Origin of the sequence: Endozoicomonas sp. 8E, from assembly GCF_032883915.1 — a bacterium.
GTDB lineage: Bacteria > Pseudomonadota > Gammaproteobacteria > Pseudomonadales > Endozoicomonadaceae > Endozoicomonas_A.
Window position 1 is genome coordinate 4,538,606 of record NZ_CP120717.1, and the last position, 26,253, is coordinate 4,564,858.

Sequence of the window (26,253 nt, forward strand, 5' to 3'; positions counted from 1 at the left end):
CCTTTCTCTGTTATTGGGAATCATGAATCAAAAAGAGACGACATTTATCCTGACATCAGGGGTCAGAGTCAGAAAACAGATGCTTACTCAGCCCTTTATCAAGACCTTCATTATATAGATCAATACATTGGCGTGTCTGTGTAATCAAGGCTTCATCCTCTTCCTCACTTTGCCACTCGTCTCCGTCCTTTTGTTCAGAGCCTGGTTCTCCACACGACTCTGCAATAGAAGCAGGGTCAAGGAACCCTGAATAATACAATGTGGCTTCATAAGTGATAATTCCTTGTTCCCTGTTACTGAGCAGATGAGCCTTCCAATATTGTGGAGATTCGAATACAGGATCACAATCAGTATTTGAACATTCAAAACATCCACATTTTGGGCGCATTGCTCTGGCCCTATTATCTATTTCTGCAGCTGCAGCTGCAGCTTCGCCTTCATCATTGCTGAAACCAGGATTCACATCAAACTCATCACCAGAATCGTCAGGGCTACTGTCCGCTGCTGCCCCTTGGCTGCGTTCAATATTGGCTCGGCCCAGATAGTAATTTTTATCAGGGTTAAAATGAACTCTAAAATACTCAGTCAATAATGGCAAAATAGATAAAAAGGAGGCGTTAATGATGGCACTCACAGCATAGGATTTTAAAGATTGGGGTTGTGGACCAACATCAACATCTAAAAGAGGGGTATGAAAGCTGGCAGTCACAACCATAACTCCATCAACAGTCTGTTCGTCAAGTCCGCCATCGGATGAGTAGTGATCCCTGTTAAACGACCATACTCTAACCTCTTTTAGATTCAAAAGGTATCTCGGTAATGTTTCTTCTATAAAGACTCGGAGCATTTGAGAGAGTTGGAATGCTGTTAAAGGCAGTAAAGCATCATACCTGTCATCTCCAGAATACCCTATACGGGGCAATACCATTATACCTAAGATTGTCACTAACCGGATAAATCGCTTCATGCGCTCAGACCTTTTTTCTTGATAAAGGTAATTTATATAACCAAAATCAAAAAAATCAATAATTCTATCGAATCTATGTTTGTGCTTATCGAGATGGGAAACGAAGCGGCTAATGAAAGCATTAGTAGCATGTCGTAATGTGCATCCATTATTCCGGTAAGGCTTTTAGGGACACATTGTCGTTTTGCTTGGTCAGACTTCCTTTCAAAATAATCCAGTGTCGGATAGAAAAATCTGAGTATAACAGACTAACCTCGAAATATCGTATATATTCTCTCAATGTCTATATTCGTTATTCCAGAATATAGACTTACCATTCACTGACACGAGCTTGTGTATTATGTTCTCTACAAAAGTAGCTACCCTATCGCTTTTGTTTTTTGGCTGCTCTGCATTTTCCTCTGAGCCATTTTTCATGGGAGAATGGCAAGGTCATCAAGAAAACACTGACTTTTTTTGTAATATATTATTTACATTTCAATCCAAACTTGAATATTCACAAGATCATTATTTTTACGTACCTTTATCGGAGGGTATTATTGTTGAAAAATTTCGCTCGGGCGACTACGGGCAATATTCTTTAATGATTTATGATAAAGCCAACAAAAAAATAATTGATTACCAGTATTATAAATTATGGTTTTATATAGACGCCATTGATCGAAAAGATAAAATCAGCACACAAAAAATACTGCTATTAACCGATTTGAATGACTCTAAAGAATTTGATAATAAAGACTTACCTACAAAAGTTTTGACAGCAGCTTACAATTTAAATATTCAGCCGACAATTAATGAAACTTATTCTATTGGTATGATCGAGTATAAAAATCGGATTTTTAAAAGCTGCACTGTAACGAAAAAAAATGATCCCTTTACAGATGAGCTTTAGAATATATCATGCCGAACTAAGGGACTGCTCTGAAAGCGCAGTCCTCTGAGACTATTTATCAGATTAAGTTGTATTAGTTGTTCTCGATACCACTTCGGCTAACTGCCCCTAAACCATCAATTTTTTTTGGTGCTGTCTTGCATGCAATAAAAGCAGGAATAGTGCTTTCCGGGTCATCTTTTATTGCTAATGACACCAAGCGATGCAAGCCATCCAGATGAACTAATCTTCCCTCAGCAAATTTAGGATCATCTATGATTTTTCCATAATCGTAACGACTATCGATGGGCTCTACTGTTAAAAAGATAGGCTTTTCAGCAGGGTCTTTTCCTAAATGATAATTTAGAGACCCTGAACATAACGGATTATTACGCTTATCTTGTTCAGTCCAAACTTTATAATTATTTGCTGCATCTTTAGCTGTTAATCCACACTCTGGAAGAAGGGTTTTTCGCTCACCATCATGTGTGTGCCCTGGCAATAATACTTTCATGGCTGTTTCAAATGGAAGTTCTGCGAATAACCAAACTCCATGATTTGGTAAAACAATTTCCCTATGTGCCATCTTGATATAGCTTTTGGCAATCCAGTTAGTATCACCATATTGTCCATGCTCTTTTTCAAAATTATCCAGTACTTCCTGGAAGCTGACAATTTTTGCACTTCCATATAAGGAATCTTTTGAATTATTAGCTACTGAATATTCACTTATCGATTTATTTTCAGTCAGCCGAGTGGTGACCGGCATTTGCTTTTCGGTGCTATCTTTCTGCTTCAAAAAACTCGATTCGTGATAGCAATACCTACTCATTCCAGATAAACTTACTGCATCCATAATATATCTCCATTTCATTGTTTACTAATGGTTTAGAGGCAAAATATTCTCATTTGTTCCATAAACAACTGACAAGATTGTTACTGCAATTGACAGTAATGGTCTATCTGGTTTTTTTAAAAATATAAAGCCGCCTTCAGGGGCTGCCCCACAGCTGCAGCCTCATGGAAGGCATGTTATGCGTGACTGGAATAAAAAACTAATAATAAAACAACCATTTATTAAGCCATCTAAGTATTTCAGAGTGAACATTGGAGGTGGTTGCAAGTTCTGCTTCTAAAAAGATTAAGTCATCCAGGTCTTGGAGGTCAGTTTGACTTGAAACCACAAAGTCAAGCATCGGAACTAAAAGGTCATGGGAGATTATATTTAAATATTCAATGAGACCATTTACGAAGGGAAATTGAACGATATGAAACAAATGAACATTTTTATAACCGTGCTTCATATAAATATCACGAATATCAGCCTTCCCTAAAATGCAAAGCACTGACAATGTTGAGAACAGAATCAAATTACGTAGTGACCGACTGCACATGAAAATTCTCTATTACAACTAATAATTAGGAATAACAATAGTCCAAATAAATAGGAATGATTTTGCAACGCATATCAACTGTTTCAAGTTTGCGGTAGGTGCCACCAGAAACCCCACATCGAAACACTTTTTATGCTAAAACTGAGACTTATTTGTAGGCAAATAATATAATCGAAATTTATATGAAAACTTATTTAAAATGCATATTAGCAATAACGACCATGGCAAATACCTTATATATTCCCACAAGTTCAGCCATAGAAGTGTTTAAAAAGGAAGGGCGTTTACTAGCAGCCTGTCGGACTTAAGCGTCCGTAGCGAGGATTGCAAGAAATTGAGGATAAAAATCTCTGTTTCTGAGGAGAATAGCGAGCTATTTGACGAAGAAACAGGGATTTTTAGACCAATTTATTGCAACCGCACGACTGCATGGATGCAGGAGCTAGAGCAACGCAGGAGCAGTTGCCGTGTAGGACAGTCTTAAGTCCGACAGGCTGCTAGTACTGAGGGATGTACCCATTAGTCATGTACTGACTCCACGAGTGATGATGGCCGCGATAACATACAATTTACCGGTAACACTGTCTGGTGCAATATTGGGTAGCTTTTTTGGTGGTCTCGGAGCCTGTTTCTTTCAAGATACTAATGTTTTTACTTCATTACCTTCAGATGATTTTGGCATTCATGTCACTGATTGTGGACTATCTATTATTGCTACATCATCTGAGATTTCAGCTGCCCACTGCACATTGGATAGCGGAATATCAATTGGTTGGACACTGGGGGCGACTTTTGGAGCTGCGTTTGGTGCTTTTTCCATAGGTTTTATTTTTTCCAATATGATCCAGCGATATGGATTAGATGAGGCAATATTGCGGTTCACCCAGCCTTGGGCTCAAAATAGAAACACTGAATCTGAATAGGATATAAAGCCAGCTTATGAACGTCGTTCAGAAGGAAAACCAGCTAGAAGGTTTTGATTTTACTTTTTTATTTATTTTTTGCAGATGAAAAGAAGCTATTTTTGAAATACTCCTTTTCTTCTTTAGTCTTTTTTAACTCTTCTTCAAGGCTATTAATTTCTTTATTTTTCTCCTCCAATTCACAAGATAATAATTGTATTTTTCTACCCCTTTCTTTAAGTTCTTTAGTTAATGTTTTAACTTCTTTTTCCAAGTCTTCCAAGTATTTTTTCTTTCTCTTGATAATGCGGGTGCTACTCTATTTTTTATTTTTCTTTAGTATATTCTTCTCTCTCTTCATCTGTTACTTTTCTTTTCTTAGCTTTTGCCGTTTCTGTGTCTACTTTCATTCCAAAACATTTAGACTCATCAGGGCGATCAACCATATAACCCTCTTGAGTTCCATAGTAAGGGGAGGAGGAAGAACTACAACTCGGTTTATCCACAACGTACTCCAAGGCTTAAAAACAATAATTTCCAGATTCGGAGTTTAGTTAGACGAATATTCTGACTTTATTGGAATTTACCACATAGAATTCATCTATTTACTTCCGGTTTAATGAATAGTTAGATGGCTGTATTCCAGATTCGTTCCTTTTCTAACAAAATAGTTAGAAATATTGACCATTTATGGAGCCTAATCAGATTTCAATTGAGAGATCAGCTTACAATCTTCCTGCTGATAATCATCAGTTTTGTTGTCCAGCTTACCGATAATGCGTACATTTTCAACAACACTGGTGCCCGGTAACTCTTGCTTAACTTCGATCCAGGTTAAAGACAGATGCTTTCTGTAACCCTGAATGGATGGATAAAAGCTATAGAATAGTAAAGGTGAGATACCTATCAAGTGGTGAGCGCCCCTACGTCAGGGACAATGTTGATTGAAACACGTAACGTGCAATCACTGCTTCTGTTCTTTTTATTAATCCTGAACTTTGCCTGTTGAAGCCTTAATGACAATGCTGATGCAACTTTTAAACTGGAATAGTATACAAGGCCAAATGCTCATATAAACCGGGCAACAATGCCCATCGGAACACCTACGACGGTTATGTGACCGGCTCGCAAATTTTGGACATACTCTTCTAAGAGCTTCTCAGAACTGGTTTTTATCGGACAGAGTGCTGATATAGATATTGGCAGCCACTCAACCGCTGGCAAAACAGAAAAAATTCGCTCACATCGTTAGCCAACGCCAAACTCAGGGGCCGGACGATAGCGAAAAACTCTGAATTTTTTTGTTATGCACAGCTATTGAAGAGGCAAAACTTAAAATAACCCTTATGTGAAAATTCAGGTGCTAATATATCCAAATGCCAATCACAGAGCCTCATTTTTATGGATATTATTGTAAAGCTAAAGTACATTGAATATGTTGTTTTTTTCATGCTTCTTTATTCTGTTAAAGCTCTGGCTTTAAACTGCCCTCATTGTTGCTACCCAATGAGTTTTACAATGGGGCGATTTGGATGCACAAACCCATTCTGCCCTATGTCCGTTCAGAATAGAATGGCTTTTCCTGTTGGAAATCTAGAACTCAATATTGAAACACGCGATTATAGTTTTTCTTGTAAAGGGGCAGGCTTACCAGCTCTGCATTCTTTGCGAGTCATTCCATTTCTGGCCCAGCAAACATCTGTTCAAGCGCAGATGTCAACAATACCCCAAATCACGCCTATCCCGCAAACGCCAGCAATCCCAAAAATGCCAGCAATCCCGCAAATGCCAGCAATCCCACAAATGCCAGCAATCCCACAAATGCCAGCAATCCCGCAAATGCCACCAATCGCGCAAGCCCTACCAATCCAACAAGCCCCACCAACCCTGCAAGTCCAGGAAGTCCCGCAAACTCAACAAATGGCTTTAGCCTCTACTGCTTCAAATCAACCTCCTGATGAGACTACCCGATACATTGAGCCCGGTCAGCTTATGGCAACAGACCATTTGCAAACGCCAATCGTTAAACTAAGAAACACACTGGAAATACTGCTAAAAGATTTCGGAGTGAACCAGCGAAAACATACTGAGCTAAATTTCATCAGTGATTCCAGTTATTTTTTATTAAGGCGTTTCGCTGTGACTTGGGCCACTCTTTCCAGAAACAGGCAACTTACTAACAATCAGATATTGGCCAAACTCTGTGAAGAGCTAGGTTTTTGTGGTATTTGGCCTCCAGATATTACACCAGAACAACCCGTTTTTGATAACTCTTTAGATACTTTGATGAATGCAGTCTTACAAAACAATCAAGTATTTATTGCATTTTATACAGAGAATAACCCATTCATTATGTTGAACATAAACGTTTTACAGAATACATTCGCTTCCTTGCCAGCCATACAAATTCATGGAATTGACCAGGAAAGAGGCTTTGACACGACCTTGTCTCTTGATTCTCTAAGGCAGTTCCTATTTTACCTACTTCATGCAGGTAACCAAGAATTCCGTCACGTGTCCGTTTTAATGTTTAAAATAGTACACCGTTCGCGTGAGCCTAACATGGATAAATTACAAATTACCGAAAACTAATGTGGAAAAGAGCATAACATCAAATTCTGGGGCTGCTTTCTCTTCACATGAATGCCCTGTAGATTGAGAGCCTTGAAAATTCATAGGATGTAATAAGAACCTTTGTATTTGATAAGCAGGGGATTAATTTTCTTTAACAACTTAATATCGGACTGCTGTCAGATATCAGGGGTTCTGTTATTACAGCCGTATGAATCACTGCTGGATAGTTGGATTTGAGTGTTCATTAAAACGGTAGAGATTGATTTTTTTTATGCCTATACTAGATACTCTGTTATAAAGAATTGGGAAAGGTATGAAAGCCCTACTCGTAATAATTGCTTTTACAACACTCATACACAATAAAGCAATTAGTGCTTCTGAGTGTGACACTCCCATGCATGATACGTATGTTCCGAATCATTCAGAGTACCATTTCCAAAAAGATGAAGATAACAGTAAGTACCTGGCCAGTTGGTTTCGCATATTCTGGCGAGTGGATTTTTTCATCCTTCAAGGCACAACGACGGGCGCGTAGCCACAGCTACGCAACCAGAGTTGGAACGCAGAAGGGTGGAAAAAGCCGCCGTCCAGAATATGCGAAACCAACTGGTTAGGTACTTACATGTGCTGCTACATTTGACCGGAAAGATTTTGGCGTTACTGTGTCAGAACTATCATTTATATTCTATACGTTTGATTGATTTACACATAGATATAACGCTCCCGTTAAAGTGGTTTTAAGTGCAGCTTTACTAGGAGGAATCGTTTATGTTTATGATACTTTATGGCTGTCAGCATATAGCTGTCTTATAGGCTCAATCGAAAATCAATTTGTAGTTGAGGCTGCAGGCGTTCTTCCCTTTATGCTCTTATCTGTATATCTTTATGATAAATGCATCAAATAAAATCACATAGGTACAGCACTAATCGAAAACCCCTTGTAAATGTGGCTTAGACAACCTTTTTGATAAATTATTTTGCATGATTTTTCTATGGCAGTCTCATATTACTGATATCTTTTTGCTTTAGACGATTGTCTAACAGTGGATCATGAGAAACAAGTTAAATGACCTCCGGCAGAGCCGGAGGCTTATTAGGTGACGCCCTCAAAGGGCTTTTATTGCGCCCAAGGGCGCGTGTCAAAACCAAGTTTCAGCTGATCTCGTGTTTCATCATTTTTCTCCTGATTTCGGATATATTCCCTAACCACATCTTCATCAAGACCTACTGTGCTGACGAAATACCCTCTTGCCCAGAAATGCTCACCAGAAAAATTCCTCTGCTTACCTTTGAAGTGTCTCGCAATAGCTATTGCGCATTTACCCTTCAAATAGCCAACAACATTGGAAACAGAGTATTTCGGCGGAATGCTAATGCAAATATGAACGTGATCTCGCATCAAATGCCCTTCCACAATTTCACACCCTTTGCGACTGGCAAGATCGTGGAAAATGGCTCCCAGAAATTTTCTCAAGCTCCCATAAATAACCTTTTGCCTTTTTTTGGGAATAAAGACAATGTGATACTTACAATCCCATCGAGTATGAGTCAGACTTTTGTAGTCTGGCATAAGTTAAACCTCTTGGTTCTTGGCGGAACCTTTGAGGTTAGCTACCGAAGCCTCGGTATAACCTATGCGAGTCTCCCCGGCATAGCCGGGGGTTTACCTAATGATTAATTAAGTTGACGTTCATTATTTACTCGAAAAAAATAACACTCAGACAAGGGGCGAAGTACGCAGAATCTTGCCCCGCATAAGCGTTTTTGTATGGTTACTTGCATTGATGCTCTGCCTTGAATGGGTGGTTGTTTTCATAATCACAGACACATGTATCATAATTAAAGCTACCACCTGAATCCAGACAAGTATCTACTGTGGACTCCGAAAGGAAGTATAGTGCAACTATTGAAATCAAAACACCCAGGATCAAAGGTAGCGCCAAAACACCCAGCACGATTTTGAATACTAGCTTGAAGTGGCGGTTAATATTGATTGCTCTCGTTTCCTGTGACAGATAACCTCTTGCATAATGGGCTTATCCCGTTGATTTGCTTGTTATGCGGCGGTTAGCTGGGAAGCCTGGACAGAATGAGCTTTAAGGATTCTTTTATTTCCGCATTGTCAGCTTTCAACTCTACGTTGTCTGCTTTCAGTGCAGCAATCTCTCTGTCTTGACGATCAAAACGTTTCTCTTGCTGATCAAAACGTTTCTGTTGCTGATCAAAAAGTTTGTCTTGCTGATCAAAACGTTCCTCTTGTTGATCAAAACGTTTGCCTTGCTGATCAAAACGTTTCTCTTGCTGATCGAATCTTTGGTGCATTTCACCACGGGTTTTACTGGCGTAGCTAACAATACCGGTTAGGGTGTCTCGAATATGGTCAAGCTCTGTTTCGGGCGGTTGTTCAGCGTTTAAGCTCATGCTCTACTCCTGACAGTTGAATGAGAGAGATAGCTTAGCACACATAATAAACCAGAGGAGTAGAACTATGACTGACACTCCCTGCCCTAACGATTGTGTCGCAAAAGTAGCGATTAAAGCTGAGCCACTTATTAACGCAGTATCAGCGAAGCTCAGCACTTTTACGACAGCCTCTAACGGGCTCGGGTTCCTGATCGCTCCAGAACGTTTCTGTTTCAAACCATGAGACCCACGGTAGGTCTACATGAGACGGATCGTTGCCAGAATTCCGATACCACCGAGTTGCTCCCCACCTCTGGCGTAGCGAATTTAGAAATGTTTTAGCTTTTTATTTGAGAAAGGGACTCATTTCCTACGACAAGACCCTTCAGATACAGCATGAAGCTGAAACATTAATGGCTGGCAATGAATATGATATTAAGTCACTGGATGTGTTGTCACTAGTAAATCAAAGCAACTGCTTCGCATACGACTGTGAATATGTTTCTTTAGCAATAAATCTTGGAACAAAACTTTTCACCATGAATAAAAAAAAACTGATTTCTGAATTCCCTCTCATTGCAAAACCTATGCGTAATGTTGAGTTGTGAGTACCTAACGAGCCTGTAGAAAAATCCAAAAAAAAAGCCGTAAAACTTACGGCTCCTGTTATTAGCGAGTGCTGAACTTCAGGCTCCCGGTTAATTTATAATTTTTCAGCTCTGACTTATTACCAGTTTGAGAACCGTTCAGAACACTGCAGGCGCTTCTTCCGGGACAAGCTTCACACAAACACCGACCAAAGTCGTTTCAGCGCTTCTTTTTGATCTTCTCCATCCGCTTTAGTAGCTTCTAGCCGCCATAACCATGGATTTTCTTGAGATTGTGCAAAGCGCACATCAATTGCCACTGGGCCTTGAACTTGGGCCGTCCTCAAAGCGTGAACCGGGTGAATCCCATCTCCTTCGTATGGCCGAAGGGCGGCTCGGCAATGGCAAGGCGTTTGCTGTAAATCCTTTTATCTGCCGGGCTGTCGATCTGGTCTCTCACCAGCTGCAGGGCATCGGGCTTCTTGTAGCCTTCCAGTTTGTAGTGGAACACTACTACGGAACGCGCCGAGGGTTGATCAGGTTTACGCAGGCACTGAGCTTTTAACGAGCAGACCCGGCAATGATGAAGATAGTTGATATGCCTAACGTTTTTTTGACTACTCAAATATATGAACTATAAGTTACGAATTATTTTTAATTTTACATTGGCTAAGGTAAAAATAATGAAAATCAATCATTATCACTTTATATTTCTATTTTCTCAGATATTTTCTTCTTCGATACTTGTCGAGCCATTTCATGAGTTCTCTTTTGATAGTGCAACAGAATTTAAAAAAATTATTATTGATAGATTTTACGATCCATATATTAAAAACATAATGTGCTACTTAACAAGAATTGAAGATTCCTTGATTTTTAATATGGCGAATCCTTCTAATTCCAGTATTAGTCATAATACCAATTTCAGGGGTTGCGCCTAACACGCAGTGATCTTCCAATACATCGGCCTGGTAAAGTAATGAAAATACTCCACAATCTGCTAATTTTATTAGTTTTTGGCTATGTACACTATGCCAGCGCAGTCTCTTTCCAGGGAAAAGTGCATGTTAATTTGCAAGTAGTTTTGCACATGGCAGCAATACCAACATTGTTAAGTATAAGGCCTCTGTTAGATATTCTTCCTGAATATATAGTTGATATGCACTTGCCAAACATGATGCCACACATAATGGGTCAGCTAGAACCACAAGTTAATACTATTATTCGTGAAAATCAGTTTCCTGAAACACCTCTATTGTCAGCAAATATAGTGAATGAAATTACACCACCAATGATCTTGGGCGGAGCTGTTCATAACACTCAAACTAAACCGATAATATTACAAATAACATTTAGCTTTCACTTGTTAGTAATCGAAGACCATATAGTTCAAGTAGCATTGGATAAAGAGTTCATATCAGGCGTAAAAAAAGATTTAACTAAAGAGCTGAGTGCTTCTGAAATTGATGAGCAACTTGTTAAAAATAATGTTCGTTAATCGAAATTATTGGTAACTCAATCTCTATGAGGCACAGTGAGTCTGTAGAAAAAATATCTAAAGCTGTTCTCAACAAGAGAATCACTTTAATATTCATTTAATCCTGTTTCAGTCATTCGCAACTCTTCGGCTCTGCGAATACCTGGTAAGAGGACTTTCACCTCTCAAGTTAAGTGCCATGCTCGGCACACACGCCAAAACCAGGTACGCCGTAGGCGTCACCTGGATTTTTTTGTTAGCTGCGTTCTCCATTTTTTCTGAATAGAATCTTTATCCATCATGTAGAAGAGCCACTCTTTACCGTGTTTCTTTTTTTCAAAAATATTTAGATCAACCAGTTCGTTTAGTACAGTTGAAGCAGTATTATACGAGCAACCAAGATTGTCTCTTACACTAGATGCTGTGAAGATACTTACTGTACCACTCTTTGCCACCTGAAACATTACTCTCTGTTTTTCTGATAGCTTTTTATAAAGTCCTGAAGACCAAATCCATTGATTGAAACTTTCAATATCGTCTAACGCTTTTTTGTATACTTCTTTAAACTTGTTTATTGCTTTATGAATAATTCCACACTGATATTCGATAAAATATGTTAAGTCCATATCTTCCGTCTCAGTGTATAAATATGACATTCCATATTTTACAGGAACAGCATTTAGTAAAACACTTATTGCAATCTATCTGAATGCTGCATAATCATTTTTGAACATGAACCAATAAAATAATGATCTGGCAACTCTTCCGCTTCCATCTCGAAATGGATGCTCAAAACCAATCGAAAAGTGCAATGAAATTGCCTTGACTAGTGGATGAAGGTATTCTGAACTATCAGCATCATCATGACATTGATTTATCCAGTGGCATAAAAGTTTAAACCGTTTCTTTATCCCTTCGTGAGAAGGCGGTGTATGAACGGTTTCACCATCACTATCTACCACGACAACATCATCGGTTTCTCTAAATACACCTGGCGTATATTTATCATCATCAATGTCACTGACACCAATCCTGTGCATGTCACATATCAAATCAATAGTCAGAGGCTCATTTCTATTGTCCCATGCAAATCTCATCATTTTATAGTTTCCAAGAATCATTTTTTCATCTTATGTTCTTGGTTTTCTCTTTCTCTTGAGCATATCTTTTGCCACAAGAGTCGTTGTAGCTGCCCCTTCCAACTGGCTACTACTAATTGCTTCATCTTCAATGAGATCATTTAGAAGATATTCAATATATTGCTCTTCCCCAACTTTGCTAATCATCCACTGTAGTGCAAGCTGTAGTTGCGTTCTGATCAGTGTGTGAGATCGTTTTTTGAATCGATGGCGTAAGCATTAGGCTACATAGTCCAGTTGGTTCACCCACAGGTAGCAAGTTCACATATTGGCTATTTCTAGACAGTTTTGTTAAAGACCATGCAATAGTTGCATCCAAGCCTTTCTTTACTCGATATCGGAATTCATCAAATGGTAAATAGCGACCTTTTCCATCTAAGGGCCTGTAAACTGAGATAATCTCCAAATTTCTCTGGGCTATTTTGAGAGATTTCCTGAAATATATTTGGATTTAGGCCTTTATTTGGTGGTGCCTTGAACATGACATGTCTCAAAAAAGTGTGATATTGAGATATTCTAACTTAACAGTTCTAGTTTTTCTCAATTATGTCGTATTTTGAGATGTGGTGAGAGCAGTGCATATTCTGGCACCGCTTGAACACTGATTCTGCTAACTCTTGAACACCTATTCTGGCTTATTACCAATCTGGGAACCGTTCAGAACACTGCAGGCGCTTCTGGCGGGGGAAGCTCGGCCAAAGTCGTTTCAGCGTTTCTTTTTGATCTTCTTCATCCGCTTTAGTAGCTTCTAGCCGCCATAACCATGGATTTTCTTGAGATTGTGCAAAGCGCACATCAATTGCCACTGGGCATTGAACTTGGGCCGTCCTCAAAGCGTGAACCGGGTGAGCTCCGTCTCCTGCACATGGCCGAAGGGAGGCTCGGTAATGGCGAGGCGTTTACTGTAAATCCGTTTACCTGCCGGACTGTCTATCCTGTCTTTCATCAGCTGCAGAGCATCAGGCTTCTTGTAGCCTCCCAGTTTGTAGCGGAACACTACGGAACGCGCCGAGGGTTGATCAGGTTTGCACAGGCACTGAGCTTTTGAGGGACAGACCCGGCAATGATTAAGATAGCCACAGAACTGATAGGCTGGTGTGTCGCCTACCATCACGTCCCTACTGCTAAGCCACATGGCCTTACCCGCCGGGCAAATGCAGGTTTCTTACTGTTTATCGAAGGCAAAATCTTTCAGGGTGAAGCGGCCTGAGGCGATAGGCTTGCCGTGTTTCTTAGCCAGGGCCGCCCGCTCCTTTTTGTGTTGAATCTTATAACGCCCGGCCTGATCAAAGTTCGGATCACGCTAACGAAACTTTGAGCCATTCGCAGTGTGCGTCAATCGCCTGAACCATGGGTATCAGAGTCGGTCGCTCAGCGCCGCTACCGTAGGCTTCCCCGTGTATAATCACCTGATGTTTACCATCAACACCGGCTACACTGCAGTAGCCTTGGATCACGCCTTTGGAGGTTTTCATTTTGCACTGTCGGGATCGGTGGCATTACCCTTTCTTTGTGGGTGCCACTCCACTCTTTCCCCGCATTGGACGGCATCTTGCGGCCATCAATGGCACAAACCTCTCCCTTCCGATAAGACCCAGTTGATCACACACCATTAGCACCTGCATAAACAGCTGGGTAATCGGTCCCTGCAAGCAGCTGATAAAGTCGGGTTCGTAAAGTGAGGCTGACTGTCGGCTGACAGTGCCATAAATACAATGTTCTCCCGGCAGGCTTTTTCAATTTTATGACTAGAGGTGATCCCCCGGGAATAGGCGAACGACACAACCTTTAAAAGCATGGCTGGATTGTAGGCTAAACGACCGGTTTCATCATTGTTGTAATGCTCATGAAAGATCGAAGTGTCGATTTCATGATCTACCAGGGAATTCAGCGTGTATTCAAAAGACCCCGACACCAGTTGTTCGGCAAGATTAACTGGTACTAAAAGATTCTGACTGGTGTCGTACGGTTTAAAGCGAGGCATAGTGCGGGTTTAAGTCTTCTCAGGAGCGTGAGCGCTATTTTATCAGACAACACCAGTCAGGAAGGGACTTTGAGGATTTTTCTACAACCTCAACGCTGACAGCAGCAGAGAGCGTAGCGATTCCGACTGACTGGCCTTGTTAAGCTTTTTCTATCGTCATAGTATTTTTCTGCACAGACAAAACCAAAACATAGCCTAATATAACTGGAAGGGCGGCCCACTTAAAAACAGCAAGCCAAGAATGGATTAAAAATATATCATCCGAAAAAATTGCAGTATCTTCTAAAAAACGAAGTTCAATGGTGTTTTCAATGCAATCCAGTATTCCTGCCAGAAAAGCTAGGTATACAACCCAAGTATAAGAAAAGTGCTTGGACTTGTTGTTTTTGAAAATAAGAAATGACAATAACGATGAAAAAAACAAGGAGTAAGATACGGCATAGATATAATCAGTAAATATCAATGATTTGAAATTATTTATTCCAGAATCCCCCCAATGTCTCACCAACTCGATACCATCCGCTTTATTAAAGGCCAGCTGTAAACCAATAACTTCAAACCCACTTTTACCATCAATAGATGGATTTACATAAAACATGACAATTGAAAACATAATGCATGTCGATATCAGTGAACATATTATTAGTATTTTGTTGTTCAGTTTATCTAACATATTAAATCCTACTGTTATAAACGTACGTAGCATAATCGGGATAGTGCAGAGCCTCACGACTCTGCTCCTCTCAAACCACGAGCCGTACAGATCACCTAGCATCGCGGTTCAAATCACTTTGTATTCATCCTGTTGCCAGCTCTGGCAACCCAAGGTTCTTGAAATATCTATTCGGCAATGCTCGGGTTAACGCCGGACTACCACTCAATCGCCAAGGTTCATGAGCTGATTTTTCCATATTCCATGCAAGGAATCGACTGACCACCAGACGTCTTAGCATTCGGTATCTTTTGTTGCCCCCATTGATTCAGGATATAACATCGTAATTGTCGTCGAATCCATTTATCCAGATGCTGCAGAGGACTCAGTATTTCGGCAATATAGAAATACGCTTTGACTAGCAGGGATGGTGGAAAGTCTGATTTTCCAGGAGAAAAAACCAGCCCAACCAAGCAGGTATTTTCTTAGCTCTGTAAGGATCTGTAAGATCGAATAGCCTCTCTTTCGACGGCTCAGTTGTTTAACGGTCGCTTTCAGTTTGGCCCGCGCTTTATCACTGACTTTTATCTTCAGCTCCCGCCGACTTAATGTGAACCCGAGAAAAACTTCGTTCCCACGGGCGACCTACCGCGCTCTTTTGGGTATTCACTGTGAGCCGCAGGATTCTCCAATAGAGCGTTGCAAGCTTTTCATCACGCGTTCACCTGCTTCTTCATGGCGGATAGCCTGATGTGTATTCCGATGGGGACGGGACCCATAACTGTTGTTATGGAATTTGCCATTCCATTATTCTTGCATAATCTGGGCAATCCCTTGTTGTATCAGTCGATCCAGAACGGTAGGGGTACCCAGCTTGCGTTTGCGTCCATCCGGTTTGGGGATTTCCACTCTCAGGACGGGTTTTGGGCGGTAGACTCCTTCCATCAACTGCTGCCGGTTTATCGGCCGGTGCTGTTTCAGAAAATGTGAAAGTTCGTCAACGGTCATACCATCGACGCCAGCAGCTCCCTTATTACATTGAACCTGTTTCAGTTCGCGTAGCAGATTATTCCTGTCCAGTATCCGCAACATCAAGGACGAACAAGGGTTGAATTTTGGTTCAATCGGGTCTCCCGATTTCGATTCACCCTCTGGAATCTCCCGAGACAACGACCCTTGTTTAACAGATGCCATCCGAAATCACTTCCCAAATGATTGCTCTCCAAGATTTGTTTCGGCCTTCAGTGGCAAGAGACCAGTTACTATGGCGTCTGCTGATTTCTACACCGCGATCATGCAGGATTGCTCTTGCATCAGTTGTTCCCTCAACGCAATGCAGACCTCCCGAATTAAGACACTTAACTTTCCTCGCGTAGATGCCCAATTTATAAAACGTACCCCGATTGCAGATGGAGGGCTTAATGGTCACGTGCCCACTGGCCCCGAATACGTCACACCTCATATTGGGTTCCTGTTCGTCGCCCCGCGATTTTGCGTTGGGCTTCCTTCAGACCGGGTCGCGTAGACCGGGTCGCGTAGACCGGGTCGCGTAGACTCTGCCTCACGACAACGCCCTTGCCCTTTCACTAAGCTTCGGCTCTGCGAATACCTGGTAAGAGGACTTTCACCTTTCTAGTTAAGTTAAGTGCCATGCTCGGCACACACGCTTGGTTCAGCCGCGCAGCCGTGAGTGCTTAGTCAACAACACCTACCCCGCAATACATAAACGGGATATTTTAAAGATTCCGGCTTGATGTTCATCGGCAACAGCTGTTCCACGTCCGCGTCTTTCTCCAGGGCCGGTAGAATCGTCAACACATGCCTTAGCCACGCGTAAGGCTCATGCCCGTTGATTTTGGCGGTTTCCACCAGTGTGTACAGCGCTGCACTGCTGCGTGCACCAGCGATACTGTCTGAGAATAGCCAGCCTTTGCGCCCCATCACGAAGGGTTTGATCGCCCGTTCTGATGCGTTGTTGTCAATGTCCACAAGGCTATTGTCCAGATAGCGCACAAGGTACGTCCACTGGTTCTGCATGCAGCGGACCGCCTCACCCAGCTTGCTTTTGGGGGTGACATTCAGCGCCTGTTTTTCCAGCCAAACCTTGATTTTATCCATCACCGGACCGGGTTATGCCCCGTTGAAGAACACAGATGGCGAGATTTTGAAACGCTGTGAAAGTGCTTGAATATGATCCCTAGTAAGGTTTCTTGAACCATTAAGAATCATGGATACAAGACTTTTGCTGCCCAACTCATTTTTCAAGTCATCCGCTTTTAGCTGATACTGATCCATTATTGTTCTGAGGATCGCGACACCATCATCAAGTTTTTCAATTCTTTTATTAAATTCAGAAAAATGCTCTGACTCATCCTCCCATTTTTCGATTGAGACAGAAAGTACCTCAATCAGTGGAAGATATTTATCATAATCTTCAATGAGTTCATCCATTAACTCTAGAGCTTGTTCGTATTCAGCCTCATTATGAATACGCCCAACAAAACTAGCTTCAGAGAAGAAGTCTACAGCTTTTTGCTTTAGATTTGAGAATCTCATGAACCTGCCTCCTTTGCGTACTTCTTGCATAATTTGTCATATTCAGCGTGAGTGACAATATGTTTTACATACATGCCACTATCTCTGAACTCAATAAAAGCAATGAGTCGGAGGTTGTTGCCACCAATATCAATCACCCACCATTTATTTTTGTACCTGAAATTATCCAGGCTTGGAAAGAGTGATTTCAGCTCGTCTGGGCTATGAAAATCACCATTTCTCAATGACTTATATGCAGCATCAATAGCAGCTGCATCATTTGGGTATTTTTTTGCAGCTTCGTTAAACGGTTTTCTTGAGATAACGTGCATAACAGCCCTTACGTTCACTTATTGTGAACTTTAGCACGCCTTAAGAAGATTTATAAATTGTGAACTATGGTTTGAGGTTAGGGGCAAAACGCTTGGTTCAGGGGCGCCGTAGGCTTCACCTGGGATCACTTGTTGAACCAAGCCGCTAACGTGGCAAAAAAATACCGTTCATCCCAGCCACCCCAGCATTGCCAATACTTCCTGATATCCGTACCACTCCGGCGCGGCTTATATAAGGAAGCAACATGGAACGTTCTGAGCAAATCCGGTTTGACAAACTGTATCAAAAACACATCACCGCCCTGAAACTTCAGGGCAAAAGAAAATCAACCATTGATCTATACAGCAGGCCAATTCGGCGGCTGGCAACCTCCTTTGATCCTTGTCCTGACAGACTCAGCCCTGAGGATTTAAAAACCTGTTTTGCCGCCCTGGTGGAAAGCCATTCCTGGAGCACGGTCAAAACCAATCGTAATGGCCTGCAGTTTTTCTGGAAACATGTTCTGGGCAAACACTGGGACTTTGTTGAAATCATCAAACCACCGACCGTCAAGCGACTGCCTGTTATCCTGACGCCTGTAGAGATAGAACGACTGCTCAATACTGCACGGAAACTGCGCTATTACACCATTCTGTTGACACAGAAGAAGACTTCCTGTGGCTGGTACTGAAACATGTATTACCCAGGCGACTTCGACGATCGCGGGATTATGGATTTTTACACAGCAACGCAAAAAAACAATTATCTCTGGTGCAACTGGTTTTAAATGTGATGGTGAAAGCAGTCGAACCCGTCATTCGCCCGAAATTCACATGCAGGCGTTGCGGTGAGTCTATGAAACACATTGCGTTCGGTTTCCTGAAACCGACCTGGGCTATTGCCACATACAAACACCGCCATTCACAAGCAAGGAGGAAATGTAAGCTCATCCAGACAGACTCGACATATCCAAGACTATCGTAATGCAGTGCTCTGGAGACATTCATCCTGAATAAATAGCGTTCTGCAAAAACGTTTTGATTCAAGGTCCGCCAGAAAAATAAACTTCAATGGACCTTACTTACCAGAATTCAATCCGGGCTTGTGCAACAACAGGATAAGATTGCGGCTGGGCGTAATCTATCCTTATTCGTCAGGTGCGCTGTTTGACTGGATAGCATTTTGCAACCATAATGAAACCACTGTAACATTTTTGGGAAATACACAATGCCAGCAATTACGGTTAAAAACATACCTGAAACTCTTTATAACAGGCTTAAAGAAGCAGCTTCTGCCCACCACAGAAGCATAAATAGTGAACTAATTCATTGCCTTGAACAAATGCTCCTGCCTAAACGGGTGAACCCTTCTGAGCACTTGCAACGTGCCCGGGAACTACGCAAAGGAATTGATACAAACTTGGTTGATATTGAAGATATCCAAGATGCAATTAACGAAGGCAGAGCATGATTGTTGTCGACACTAACGTACTTGTTTATCTGTACTTTCCAACGAAATATACCGCACATGCGGAAAAACTTCTTGAGATTGATCCGGTGTGGGTTGCTCCTCACCTCTGGCGTAGCGAATTTAGAAATGTTTTAGCCCTGTACTTAAGAAAGAAACTCATTACCTACGACAGGTCTCTTCAGATACAGAATGAAGCTGAAACAATAATGTTTGGCAATGAGTACGACATTAAGTCTCTGAATGTATTATCACTTGTAAATCAGAGTAACTGCTCGGCATACGACTGTGAATATGTTTCTTTAGCTATGAATCTTGGAACAAAACTGTTCACTATGGATAAAAAAGTGATTTCTGAATTTCCTCTCATCGCAGAACCTTTGCGTGATGTAGAGTTGTGAGCACCTAACGCCTGCGTTTAGGGAGGGCGCCGCCGCAGGCGGCGTCCCAGCCAGCTTCCTGGCGACACCATGTGCTTGTTAGCTGAACTTTTCCATTACGAAGTACCGGAGTTTTTCACCACGGATCTCAACAATTTGCTCTTCGCTTACTTGAAAACCAAGCCTTTCATAGAAGGGACGAGCAGTAATACTTACCTCCGAATAAAACCGTTCAATTTCACGAGATTTACCTACTTTTAGGACATACTCCATTAAACTACGACCTACCCCTTTACCTTGATACCTGTGATGACAAAAGAAGTGATCAATTAAGCCATTTTCTTGAAGGTCGGTATAGCCAACTATCTCCCCATCAATCTCGGCTACAAATGGTGATATCGAGTTCATTTTTTGTTTCCAAACCCCGGGATCGAAACTATCAGGAGCCCATGCTTCAACTTGCGCCTGAGAGTAATCCTGAATATTCACATTACGAATCGTGTTGTAATGGATTTCCCATAGATCATTTGCATCTGAATTTTTGTATTTTCGGATTTGTATCATGCTGATTATTGTACCATTCAGCTAATGCCGTCGGCAGGGTCAGCTTACCTTGTGCGCGTTTTGCGCGAAAATTGGAGCGCAGCGACCCGCGCAAAACGTGCACAAGGAAAGCTGCCCTGCGGAGGGCCAGAGGCCCGGAGTGAATTGCCCCCACTGTGTCATGATTGATGGGCAATGCTACCCGACACGGGTGGGTATGTATGCCACAAGGCGGTCCATTTTCACCGCTGCTGTCGAATGTACTTCTTGATGACCTGTACAAGGAACTGGAATACCGGGGTCACGGTTTCGCAAGATACTGCGATGACTTCGTGATATTGGTTCACAGCCAACGGGCAGGGGAAAGGGTGATGGTAAGTATCACCCGATACCTTGAGCGTCGACTGAAACTGACAATCAACCTGACCAAAAGCAAGGTGGTGAAATCCACTGAGGTCGAGTTCCTGAGTTTTACCTTCACAGGGAAGAGAATCCGCTGGTCACAGAAAAGCCTGCTTCGCTTTAAGCGGACAATCATCAAACTCACCAGCCGCAGCTGGGGAGTCTCGATGGGCTACCGCCTGCGAAAGCTTGCCGAATATATCCGGGGCTGGATGGGTTATTTCAGAATAACCGAATATTACCGTCCTATACCGCTGCTGGATCAATGGATACGTCGGCGCATCCGTTGCTGTTTTATTAAGCAGTGGCGCAAGCCGAAAACCCGTTATCGAAATTTAGTCAAGTTAGGCGTTGATCATATCAAGGCCGCTTCGATTGCAGCCTGCAGCAAAGGGTATTATCGGTTGAGCAAAACCTTTGCAACACAGCAGGCACTCAACGACAGTTATCTTGCAAATATTGGGCTTGTTTCCCTGAAAGAGTTATGGATCAGGTTTCACTATCCTCGGTGAACCGCCCGGTGCGGACCCGCATGCCGGGTGCTGTGGGGAGGGCTGGAGAAAGACCAGTCCTTACCCGATTTATCAGTACCGTTGGCACTGTGCTTAACTGACTCGGCAACGTTTACTCGGTTTATAATTATCCGTACCAGGAAAAAAGCCTTTTTCTTTTATTGCAGGTATGTGTTCTAAAAATGATATTAACTTCCCATTCTCGTCTATTATTTGACAGGCAAAAACCTTGCTCCCTTTTGATTCATATTGATAATACGCTGATATAAAAAGTACTGGCTTGCCGTCTACTCTTAGAGCAAATGGATATAAATTGGTTCTCGTGTTCGGAGACAGTGTTGATTCCGATCTTTCTTGATACAAAAGTTCATCTATTTTTTCTATCACCGCCCAATAACTAACATGATATAGGTTTTTATTAGGGTTTATAGTCGTGCTATTTTCATAAATGAGGCAACTTTCACTTGGCTTATTTTTATTATTAAATATTGGCTTTATATTTTTTCTAAGTTCAATAATATTGCCTGATGAATTAATTTTCACACATGTATATTCATAACTATTGGCATAATTCAATTTACTTTTGAATAGAAAAGCTGTGATTAGATCTTTTTTGTCGTTTGTAAATCCATAGCTCAAACCGAATAGTTCATAGCCTACATCATCTGATTCGACTTCACTTTTACCTATTTGATGAAGTACTTCTACATGAACATCGTAGTAATCAAATCTGTAAAGCTCTCCAGCATGCAGACTTAAAGAGAGATTATATAATATTATTAATTTTATAATTTTCATGATCGGTACTCATAACAATATTAATTTTGTACTTTGCATGACAGGTACTGATAACGCCAAGCTGTGGGGCGCCGCGCAGCGGCGTCCCAGCCCCTTTAGGGGCGACACCAGCGCCTTGTTGAACCAAGCCGCTAACGCGGCAAAAAAATACCGTTCATCCCAGCCACCCCGGCATTGCCAATACTTCCTGATATCCGCACCACTCCGGCGCGGCTTATATAAGGAAGCAACATGGAACGTTCTGAGCAAATCCGGTTTGACAAACTGTATCAAAAACACATCACCACCCTGAAGCTTCAGGGCAAAAGAAAATCAACCATTGATCTATACAGCAGGCCGCTGCGGCGGCTGGCAACCTTCTTTGATCGTTGTCCTGACAGACTCAGCCCTGAGGATTTAAAAACCTATTTTGCCGCCCTGGTGGAAAGCCATTCCTGGAGCACGGTCAAAACCGATCGTAATGGCCTGCAGTTTTTCTGGAAACATGTTCTGGGCAAACACTGGGACTTTGTTGAAATCATCAAACCACCGACCGTCAAGCGACTGCCCGTTATCCTGACGCCTGCAGAGGTAGAACGACTGCTTAATACTGCACGGAAACTACGCTATTACACCATTCTGTTGACACTTTACGGCATGGGCTTAAGGCTGGCCGAAGGCCTGAACCTGACCATTGCCGACATTGATTCCGAACTCATGAGAGTCCATTTGCGCATACACTTTGTCGTGCCAGGTGGCGGCATCAATACCCGACGAAAAGAGTGGCGCAAACTCACAGGCAACTACCTGTTCAATGGCAAGAACCTGGCCATGGTCTTTCGAGCCAAACTCCTTCGCGCCCTGGACGAACAGGAACTACTATCTCCGAGCCTGAAAACAAGGCTGCCCATAGAGTGGGTCGTCAATTGCAAACGGGTAGGCAAAGGATTACCAGCACTTGAATATCTATCCCGCTATCTGTACCGAGGCGTGATCAGTGACACCAATATCCTGGCCAGCAAACGAGGAAAGGTGACCTTTTCTTACCTCAACAGTGAAACCGGCAAAAAGGAGAAGCGAACCCTGCCAGGAGAAGACTTCCTGTGGCTGGTACTGAAACATGTATTACCCAGACGACTTCGACGATCGCGGGATTACGGATTTTTACGCAGCAACGCAAAAAAACAATTATCACTGGTGCAACTGGTTTTAAACGTGATGGTGAAAGCAGTCGAACCTGTCATTCGCCCGAAATTCACATGCAGGCATGGTGAGTCTATGAAACACATTGCGTTCAGTTTCGTGAAACCGACCTGAGTATTGCCACAGCAACAAACACCGCCATTCACAAGCAAGGAGGAAATGTAAGCTCAGCCAGACAGATCCGTCATATCCAAGACTACCGTAATGCAGTGGTCTGGAGACACTCATCCTGAATAAATAGCGTTCAGAAAAAACGTTTTGATTCAAGGTCCGCCAGAAAAGTAAACTTCAATAGACCTTTCTTACCAGAATTCAACCCGGGCTTGTGCAACAACAGGATAAGATTGCGGCTGGGCGCAATCTATCCTTATTCGTTATGCGCTGATTTATATGCGAGAAGCCTGAACTAATGCCTGTGAAACCCATTGGTTGATGCTTTGACCGCTAACCTGAGCTGCTGTAGCAATGGTTGCATGAAGCTCTGGTGGAATGCGTAGCATCAATTTTCCTGAGTATGGTTTCTGGGGTTCTTTGCCAACAGCAGCACAAGTTTCGAGATAATCTTCGACAGCTTCGTGAAAGGCATCCTTGAGTTCTGTGACAGACTCACCATGAAAACCAACTCGATCTTTGATGCCTGCAATATGACCAATAAAGCATTCATCATCGTCGCTATATTCAATACTGGCTGCATAACCTTGGTATGTCATCGTATTCATGGTTTAACTCCAATTCTGTTTAGAAAATCTCGTGCATCTTTCACCTGGTACGGCTTTGCCTCTTTTTTCGGGTGGGGCCTATGAAAAGTTCCAATTTCTCAATCTTTATGGAATCTTACGCGCGATCCTCGTCCCTCGATAACTTCAGCGCCGACAGCAATAAAGAGAGCTTCTATTGCTTTCCATTCCAGTTGTTTTGGAGCTGGATCTTTGTATATCGCAATGAGAGTTTTTCGGTGTTTAGCATTCATAGAAGATACTATAGATGATAGTATCAAAAATTGGTATCACTATTTTGGTTTGTATGTTGATAAGCGCATAACGCTGAAGCTCAGCCGCCGCCGAAGGCAGTCGGGTGGAGGGCAAAGCCCGGAACGAACTGGAGCGACTTGTGTACGCCCGACGTGGGCATGAACTTATGGGGTGAAAGTCCCCTATGGGTAAACCAGCATCGGATCTTGCGCCCAATAAGCCAACCGATGATAACCATTAGCCGACGGCAAGTGCAATTCCGCGAGGAATTGTGCGGAGGAAGCCTGAGCGCAAAAGTGCGAGCCGACGGACAGAAACTGTATACAAGGCCGAGTCTTGTGGGCGAGTGAGCACAAGATCACAAAGCCCTCTGGTTTGAGAGATACGGTAAATGCAGCGGTCGCCTGCATGGATGCAGGTGAGGAGCGTGAGCAGGACGCGGAAGCTTTGTGTACTGACAGTTCATGCTCTTATTCGGGGAGGTCTGCCCAACCGGCGACCGTGAATAATATCCAGTTTGACCACTGGTTCAACAGGTCTGGCATTCTGGCTTCATCAACCGGAATGAGCGAACTCGATGAAACACGGTAGCGCATTCAGGAGTAATCCTGTCTGTGTTTGGGTAGAAGTCAGCAGACGTCATACGACTGCATGGATGCAGGAGCTAGAGTAACGCAGGAGCAGTTACCGCGTAGCTGTTCGACAGAAGTCATTAACTGACCGAAAGTCGTCAGCGAAGGACTGAACACCGAAGACAAAGAGGAGACTGATTCCCTCGGAACAGTGCAGCCGAACGGCGAAACACTGTATCTGGCGACAGAATCTTTAACCAGCTTTGAACCACAATCTACTAAGTTATGCACTGGAACCTGCCAACTTACTGAAGGCATGCGACTGCAAGGATGCAGGAGGTAGGGCGAAGCAGGAGCCAGAGCCGAGAAACAGGTCAGAAGCAACAAGGGTGCTCCCGGCATTGATGGAGTCACCATTGAGGCCTACCCTGACTTTGCTAAACAGCATTGGCCTTCAGTGCGCCAAGCCTTACTGGATGGAACATATAAACCGTCTCCGGTACTTCGGGCCGTCATTGAGAAACCCGATGGAGGAGAAAGGTTGCCTGGAATTCCTACCGTTCAGGATAGGGTCATACAACAGGCCATAGTGCAGGTGTTAACCCCTATCTTTGATCCCGGATTTTCAAACAGCAGCTTTGGTTACAGACCGGGAAGATCTGCACAAGATGCCGTGCAACAGGTTAAACGCTATATCAAACAGGGGTTGCATCAGGCGGTTGACGTTGATCTGAGTAAATTCTTTGATACCGTCAGCCATGATGTCCTTATGTCGAGAGTCTCTCGCAAGATTAACGACAAGTGCCTATTAAAACTGATAGGCCGCTACCTTCGTGCTGGCGTCATGATTGATGGGCAATGCTACCCGACTCGGGTAGGTATGCCACAAGGCGGCCCTCTTTCGCCGCTACTGTCAAATGTACTTCTCGACGATCTGGACAAGGAACTGGAATACCGGGGTCATTGCTTCGCACGTTACTGTGATGATTTTGTGATACTCGTTGGCAGTCAACGATCAGGGGAGCGAGTGATGGATAGCATTACCCGTTACCTTGAACGAAGGCTGAAATTAACGGTAAATCCGACCAAAAGCAAGGTGGTGAAAGCCACCAAAGCAGAGTTCCTGAGTTTCACCTTTACAGGTAAGAAAATCCGGTGGACAGAGAAGAGCCTGCGCTGTTTCAGGCGGCAAGTCCTTAAACTCACCAGCCGCAGCTGGGGTGTATCAATGGGCTACCGTTTGCGAAAGCTTACCGAATATATCAGGGGCTGGATGGGTTATTTCAGAATAACCGAATATTACCGTCCTATACCGCTACTGGATCAATGGATACGTCGGCGTATCCGCTGCTGTTTTATCAAGCAGTGGCGTAAACCGAAAACCCGCTATCGAAATTTGGTCAGGTTGGGCGTTGATCACATCAAAGCCGCCGGGATCGCAATCAGTAGCAAAGGGTATTACCGGTTAAGCAAAACCTTTGCAACACAGCAGGCACTCAACGACAGTCACCTCGCAAAACTTGGGCTTGTTTCGCTGAAAGACTTATGGATTAGGTTTCACTATCCTCGGTGAACCGCCCGGTGCGGACCCGCATGCCGGGTGGTGTGGGGAGAGCTGGAGAAAGACCA

At 42.8% G+C, this 26,253-nt stretch carries 33 protein-coding genes and 1 pseudogene; 12 read left to right on the plus strand and 22 right to left on the minus strand.

All coding sequences use genetic code 11. The features are described 5' to 3' along the window. Positions 1 to 55: 55 nt before the first annotated feature. Entirely contained in the window at positions 56 to 967 is a 912-nt protein-coding gene (locus P6910_RS15000) for a hypothetical protein (RefSeq protein WP_317142090.1), read from the minus strand. 340 nt (positions 968 to 1,307) lie between these two features. Here P6910_RS15000 and P6910_RS15005 point away from each other — a divergent pair, with 340 nt between their 5' ends. After that, positions 1,308 to 1,859, plus strand: coding sequence for a hypothetical protein (locus P6910_RS15005; RefSeq protein ID WP_317142091.1), 552 nt, complete (start codon positions 1,308 to 1,310; stop codon positions 1,857 to 1,859). Between the two features lie 73 nt (positions 1,860 to 1,932). Here the strand turns inward: P6910_RS15005 and P6910_RS15010 are convergent, their stop codons facing one another. Then, positions 1,933 to 2,694: a DUF6309 family protein gene (locus P6910_RS15010; protein WP_317142092.1), complete on the minus strand. Its 762-nt coding sequence runs from the start codon at positions 2,692 to 2,694 to the stop codon at positions 1,933 to 1,935. Positions 2,695 to 3,828: 1,134 nt separating this feature from the next. On the opposite strand from P6910_RS15010, the gene P6910_RS15015 reads away from it, so the two are divergent. After that, positions 3,829 to 4,155, plus strand: a complete 327-nt coding sequence (locus P6910_RS15015; RefSeq protein ID WP_317142093.1) for a hypothetical protein — start codon at positions 3,829 to 3,831, stop codon at positions 4,153 to 4,155. Between the two features lie 67 nt (positions 4,156 to 4,222). On the opposite strand, the gene P6910_RS15020 is transcribed toward P6910_RS15015, so the two are convergent. Both P6910_RS15020 and P6910_RS15025 read right to left on the minus strand, forming a co-directional pair. Continuing rightward, positions 4,223 to 4,417 carry a hypothetical protein gene (locus P6910_RS15020; RefSeq protein WP_317142094.1) on the minus strand — a complete coding sequence of 65 codons (195 nt, stop codon included), beginning with the start codon at positions 4,415 to 4,417 and terminating at the stop codon, positions 4,223 to 4,225. A 43-nt stretch (positions 4,418 to 4,460) separates the two neighbouring features. Then, positions 4,461 to 4,640, minus strand: coding sequence for a hypothetical protein (locus tag P6910_RS15025; protein ID WP_317142095.1), 180 nt, complete (start codon positions 4,638 to 4,640; stop codon positions 4,461 to 4,463). An 895-nt stretch (positions 4,641 to 5,535) separates the two neighbouring features. Here P6910_RS15025 and P6910_RS15030 point away from each other — a divergent pair. Next, entirely contained in the window at positions 5,536 to 6,726 is a 1,191-nt protein-coding gene (locus P6910_RS15030; protein WP_317142096.1) for a hypothetical protein, read from the plus strand. A gap of 1,099 nt (positions 6,727 to 7,825) precedes the next feature. Here P6910_RS15030 and tnpA read toward each other — a convergent pair. Next, a complete protein-coding gene (gene tnpA / locus P6910_RS15035; RefSeq protein ID WP_317142097.1) occupies positions 7,826 to 8,278 on the minus strand; it encodes an IS200/IS605 family transposase in 453 nt (150 codons plus the stop codon). 497 nt (positions 8,279 to 8,775) lie between these two features. Then, positions 8,776 to 9,129, minus strand: a complete 354-nt coding sequence (locus P6910_RS15040) for a hypothetical protein (protein ID WP_317142098.1) — start codon at positions 9,127 to 9,129, stop codon at positions 8,776 to 8,778. A gap of 257 nt (positions 9,130 to 9,386) precedes the next feature. Here P6910_RS15040 and P6910_RS15045 point away from each other — a divergent pair, with 257 nt between their 5' ends. Further along, on the plus strand, positions 9,387 to 9,719 hold the full coding sequence (locus tag P6910_RS15045; RefSeq protein WP_317142099.1) for a type II toxin-antitoxin system VapC family toxin: 333 nt from the start codon (positions 9,387 to 9,389) through the stop codon (positions 9,717 to 9,719). A 322-nt stretch (positions 9,720 to 10,041) separates the two neighbouring features. Here the strand turns inward: P6910_RS15045 and P6910_RS26855 are convergent, their stop codons facing one another. Continuing rightward, positions 10,042 to 10,323, minus strand: a complete 282-nt coding sequence (locus P6910_RS26855) for a transposase (protein ID WP_410493836.1) — start codon at positions 10,321 to 10,323, stop codon at positions 10,042 to 10,044. Positions 10,324 to 10,677: 354 nt separating this feature from the next. Here P6910_RS26855 and P6910_RS15055 point away from each other — a divergent pair, with 354 nt between their 5' ends. After that, positions 10,678 to 11,196, plus strand: a complete 519-nt coding sequence (locus P6910_RS15055) for a hypothetical protein (RefSeq protein ID WP_317142101.1) — start codon at positions 10,678 to 10,680, stop codon at positions 11,194 to 11,196. Positions 11,197 to 11,414: 218 nt separating this feature from the next. On the opposite strand, the gene P6910_RS15060 is transcribed toward P6910_RS15055, so the two are convergent. The 11 genes from P6910_RS15060 to P6910_RS15110 form a co-directional block, all read right to left on the minus strand. Then, a complete protein-coding gene (locus P6910_RS15060; RefSeq protein WP_317142102.1) occupies positions 11,415 to 11,801 on the minus strand; it encodes a hypothetical protein in 387 nt (128 codons plus the stop codon). 75 nt (positions 11,802 to 11,876) lie between these two features. Next, the gene (locus P6910_RS15065) at positions 11,877 to 12,296 is read right to left on the minus strand and encodes a Fic family protein (RefSeq protein ID WP_317142103.1); all 420 of its coding nucleotides are present in this window, start codon (positions 12,294 to 12,296) and stop codon (positions 11,877 to 11,879) included. A gap of 9 nt (positions 12,297 to 12,305) precedes the next feature. Next, on the minus strand, positions 12,306 to 12,461 hold the full coding sequence (locus P6910_RS15070) for a hypothetical protein (protein WP_317142104.1): 156 nt from the start codon (positions 12,459 to 12,461) through the stop codon (positions 12,306 to 12,308). A gap of 682 nt (positions 12,462 to 13,143) precedes the next feature. Next, positions 13,144 to 13,470, minus strand: coding sequence for a transposase (locus P6910_RS15075; protein WP_317146557.1), 327 nt, complete (start codon positions 13,468 to 13,470; stop codon positions 13,144 to 13,146). Positions 13,471 to 13,612: 142 nt separating this feature from the next. Continuing rightward, the gene (locus tag P6910_RS15080; protein WP_317142105.1) at positions 13,613 to 13,789 is read right to left on the minus strand and encodes a hypothetical protein; all 177 of its coding nucleotides are present in this window, start codon (positions 13,787 to 13,789) and stop codon (positions 13,613 to 13,615) included. 137 nt (positions 13,790 to 13,926) lie between these two features. After that, positions 13,927 to 14,298 (minus strand): transposase, encoded by a 372-nt coding sequence (locus tag P6910_RS15085; protein ID WP_317142106.1) that lies wholly within the window; start codon positions 14,296 to 14,298, stop codon positions 13,927 to 13,929. Between the two features lie 139 nt (positions 14,299 to 14,437). Then, complete coding sequence (locus P6910_RS15090; protein ID WP_317142107.1) at positions 14,438 to 14,911, minus strand: hypothetical protein; 474 nt, start codon at positions 14,909 to 14,911, stop codon at positions 14,438 to 14,440. Between the two features lie 846 nt (positions 14,912 to 15,757). After that, positions 15,758 to 16,144 (minus strand): hypothetical protein, encoded by a 387-nt coding sequence (locus P6910_RS15095; RefSeq protein ID WP_317142108.1) that lies wholly within the window; start codon positions 16,142 to 16,144, stop codon positions 15,758 to 15,760. 504 nt (positions 16,145 to 16,648) lie between these two features. Continuing rightward, positions 16,649 to 17,068, minus strand: coding sequence for an IS66 family transposase (locus P6910_RS15100; RefSeq protein ID WP_317142109.1), 420 nt, complete (start codon positions 17,066 to 17,068; stop codon positions 16,649 to 16,651). Positions 17,069 to 17,080: 12 nt separating this feature from the next. Next, positions 17,081 to 17,506, minus strand: a complete 426-nt coding sequence (locus tag P6910_RS15105) for a hypothetical protein (protein ID WP_317142110.1) — start codon at positions 17,504 to 17,506, stop codon at positions 17,081 to 17,083. Further along, positions 17,503 to 17,817 (minus strand): type II toxin-antitoxin system HigB family toxin, encoded by a 315-nt coding sequence (locus P6910_RS15110; protein ID WP_317142111.1) that lies wholly within the window; start codon positions 17,815 to 17,817, stop codon positions 17,503 to 17,505. The genes P6910_RS15105 and P6910_RS15110 overlap by 4 nt, the downstream gene beginning before the upstream one ends. Positions 17,818 to 18,062: 245 nt before the next feature. On the opposite strand from P6910_RS15110, the gene P6910_RS15115 reads away from it, so the two are divergent. The 4 genes from P6910_RS15115 (at position 18,063) to P6910_RS15130 (ending at position 19,665) form a co-directional block, all read left to right on the plus strand. Then, the gene (locus tag P6910_RS15115; RefSeq protein ID WP_317142112.1) at positions 18,063 to 18,488 is read left to right on the plus strand and encodes a phage integrase N-terminal SAM-like domain-containing protein; all 426 of its coding nucleotides are present in this window, start codon (positions 18,063 to 18,065) and stop codon (positions 18,486 to 18,488) included. Beyond that, positions 18,485 to 18,781 carry a hypothetical protein gene (locus P6910_RS26860; protein ID WP_410493936.1) on the plus strand — a complete coding sequence of 99 codons (297 nt, stop codon included), beginning with the start codon at positions 18,485 to 18,487 and terminating at the stop codon, positions 18,779 to 18,781. The genes P6910_RS15115 and P6910_RS26860 overlap by 4 nt, the downstream gene beginning before the upstream one ends. A gap of 243 nt (positions 18,782 to 19,024) precedes the next feature. Further along, complete coding sequence (locus P6910_RS15125) at positions 19,025 to 19,267, plus strand: FitA-like ribbon-helix-helix domain-containing protein (protein WP_317142113.1); 243 nt, start codon at positions 19,025 to 19,027, stop codon at positions 19,265 to 19,267. Continuing rightward, positions 19,264 to 19,665: a type II toxin-antitoxin system VapC family toxin gene (locus tag P6910_RS15130; protein WP_317142114.1), complete on the plus strand. Its 402-nt coding sequence runs from the start codon at positions 19,264 to 19,266 to the stop codon at positions 19,663 to 19,665. Before P6910_RS15125 ends, P6910_RS15130 begins: the two co-directional genes overlap by 4 nt. Before the next feature lie 78 nt (positions 19,666 to 19,743). Here the strand turns inward: P6910_RS15130 and P6910_RS15135 are convergent, their stop codons facing one another. Next, positions 19,744 to 20,208, minus strand: coding sequence for a GNAT family N-acetyltransferase (locus P6910_RS15135; RefSeq protein ID WP_317142115.1), 465 nt, complete (start codon positions 20,206 to 20,208; stop codon positions 19,744 to 19,746). 167 nt (positions 20,209 to 20,375) lie between these two features. On the opposite strand from P6910_RS15135, the gene P6910_RS15140 reads away from it, so the two are divergent. Further along, on the plus strand, positions 20,376 to 21,101 hold the full coding sequence (locus P6910_RS15140; RefSeq protein WP_317142116.1) for a group II intron maturase-specific domain-containing protein: 726 nt from the start codon (positions 20,376 to 20,378) through the stop codon (positions 21,099 to 21,101). Positions 21,102 to 21,194: 93 nt separating this feature from the next. On the opposite strand, the gene P6910_RS15145 is transcribed toward P6910_RS15140, so the two are convergent. Further along, positions 21,195 to 21,899 (minus strand): hypothetical protein, encoded by a 705-nt coding sequence (locus P6910_RS15145; RefSeq protein ID WP_317142117.1) that lies wholly within the window; start codon positions 21,897 to 21,899, stop codon positions 21,195 to 21,197. A 231-nt stretch (positions 21,900 to 22,130) separates the two neighbouring features. On the opposite strand from P6910_RS15145, the gene P6910_RS15150 reads away from it, so the two are divergent. Next, positions 22,131 to 23,195: a transposase gene (locus P6910_RS15150; RefSeq protein ID WP_317142118.1), complete on the plus strand. Its 1,065-nt coding sequence runs from the start codon at positions 22,131 to 22,133 to the stop codon at positions 23,193 to 23,195. A gap of 272 nt (positions 23,196 to 23,467) precedes the next feature. On the opposite strand, the gene P6910_RS15155 is transcribed toward P6910_RS15150, so the two are convergent. After that, on the minus strand, positions 23,468 to 23,800 hold the full coding sequence (locus P6910_RS15155; protein WP_317142119.1) for a type II toxin-antitoxin system HicB family antitoxin: 333 nt from the start codon (positions 23,798 to 23,800) through the stop codon (positions 23,468 to 23,470). 722 nt (positions 23,801 to 24,522) lie between these two features. Beyond that, positions 24,523 to 24,648, minus strand: coding sequence for a hypothetical protein (locus tag P6910_RS15160; protein WP_317142120.1), 126 nt, complete (start codon positions 24,646 to 24,648; stop codon positions 24,523 to 24,525). 346 nt (positions 24,649 to 24,994) lie between these two features. On the opposite strand from P6910_RS15160, the pseudogene ltrA reads away from it, so the two are divergent. Next, positions 24,995 to 26,197, plus strand: a pseudogene (ltrA, locus tag P6910_RS15165) (group II intron reverse transcriptase/maturase); the annotation flags it as partial. Positions 26,198 to 26,253 lie beyond the last annotated feature (56 nt).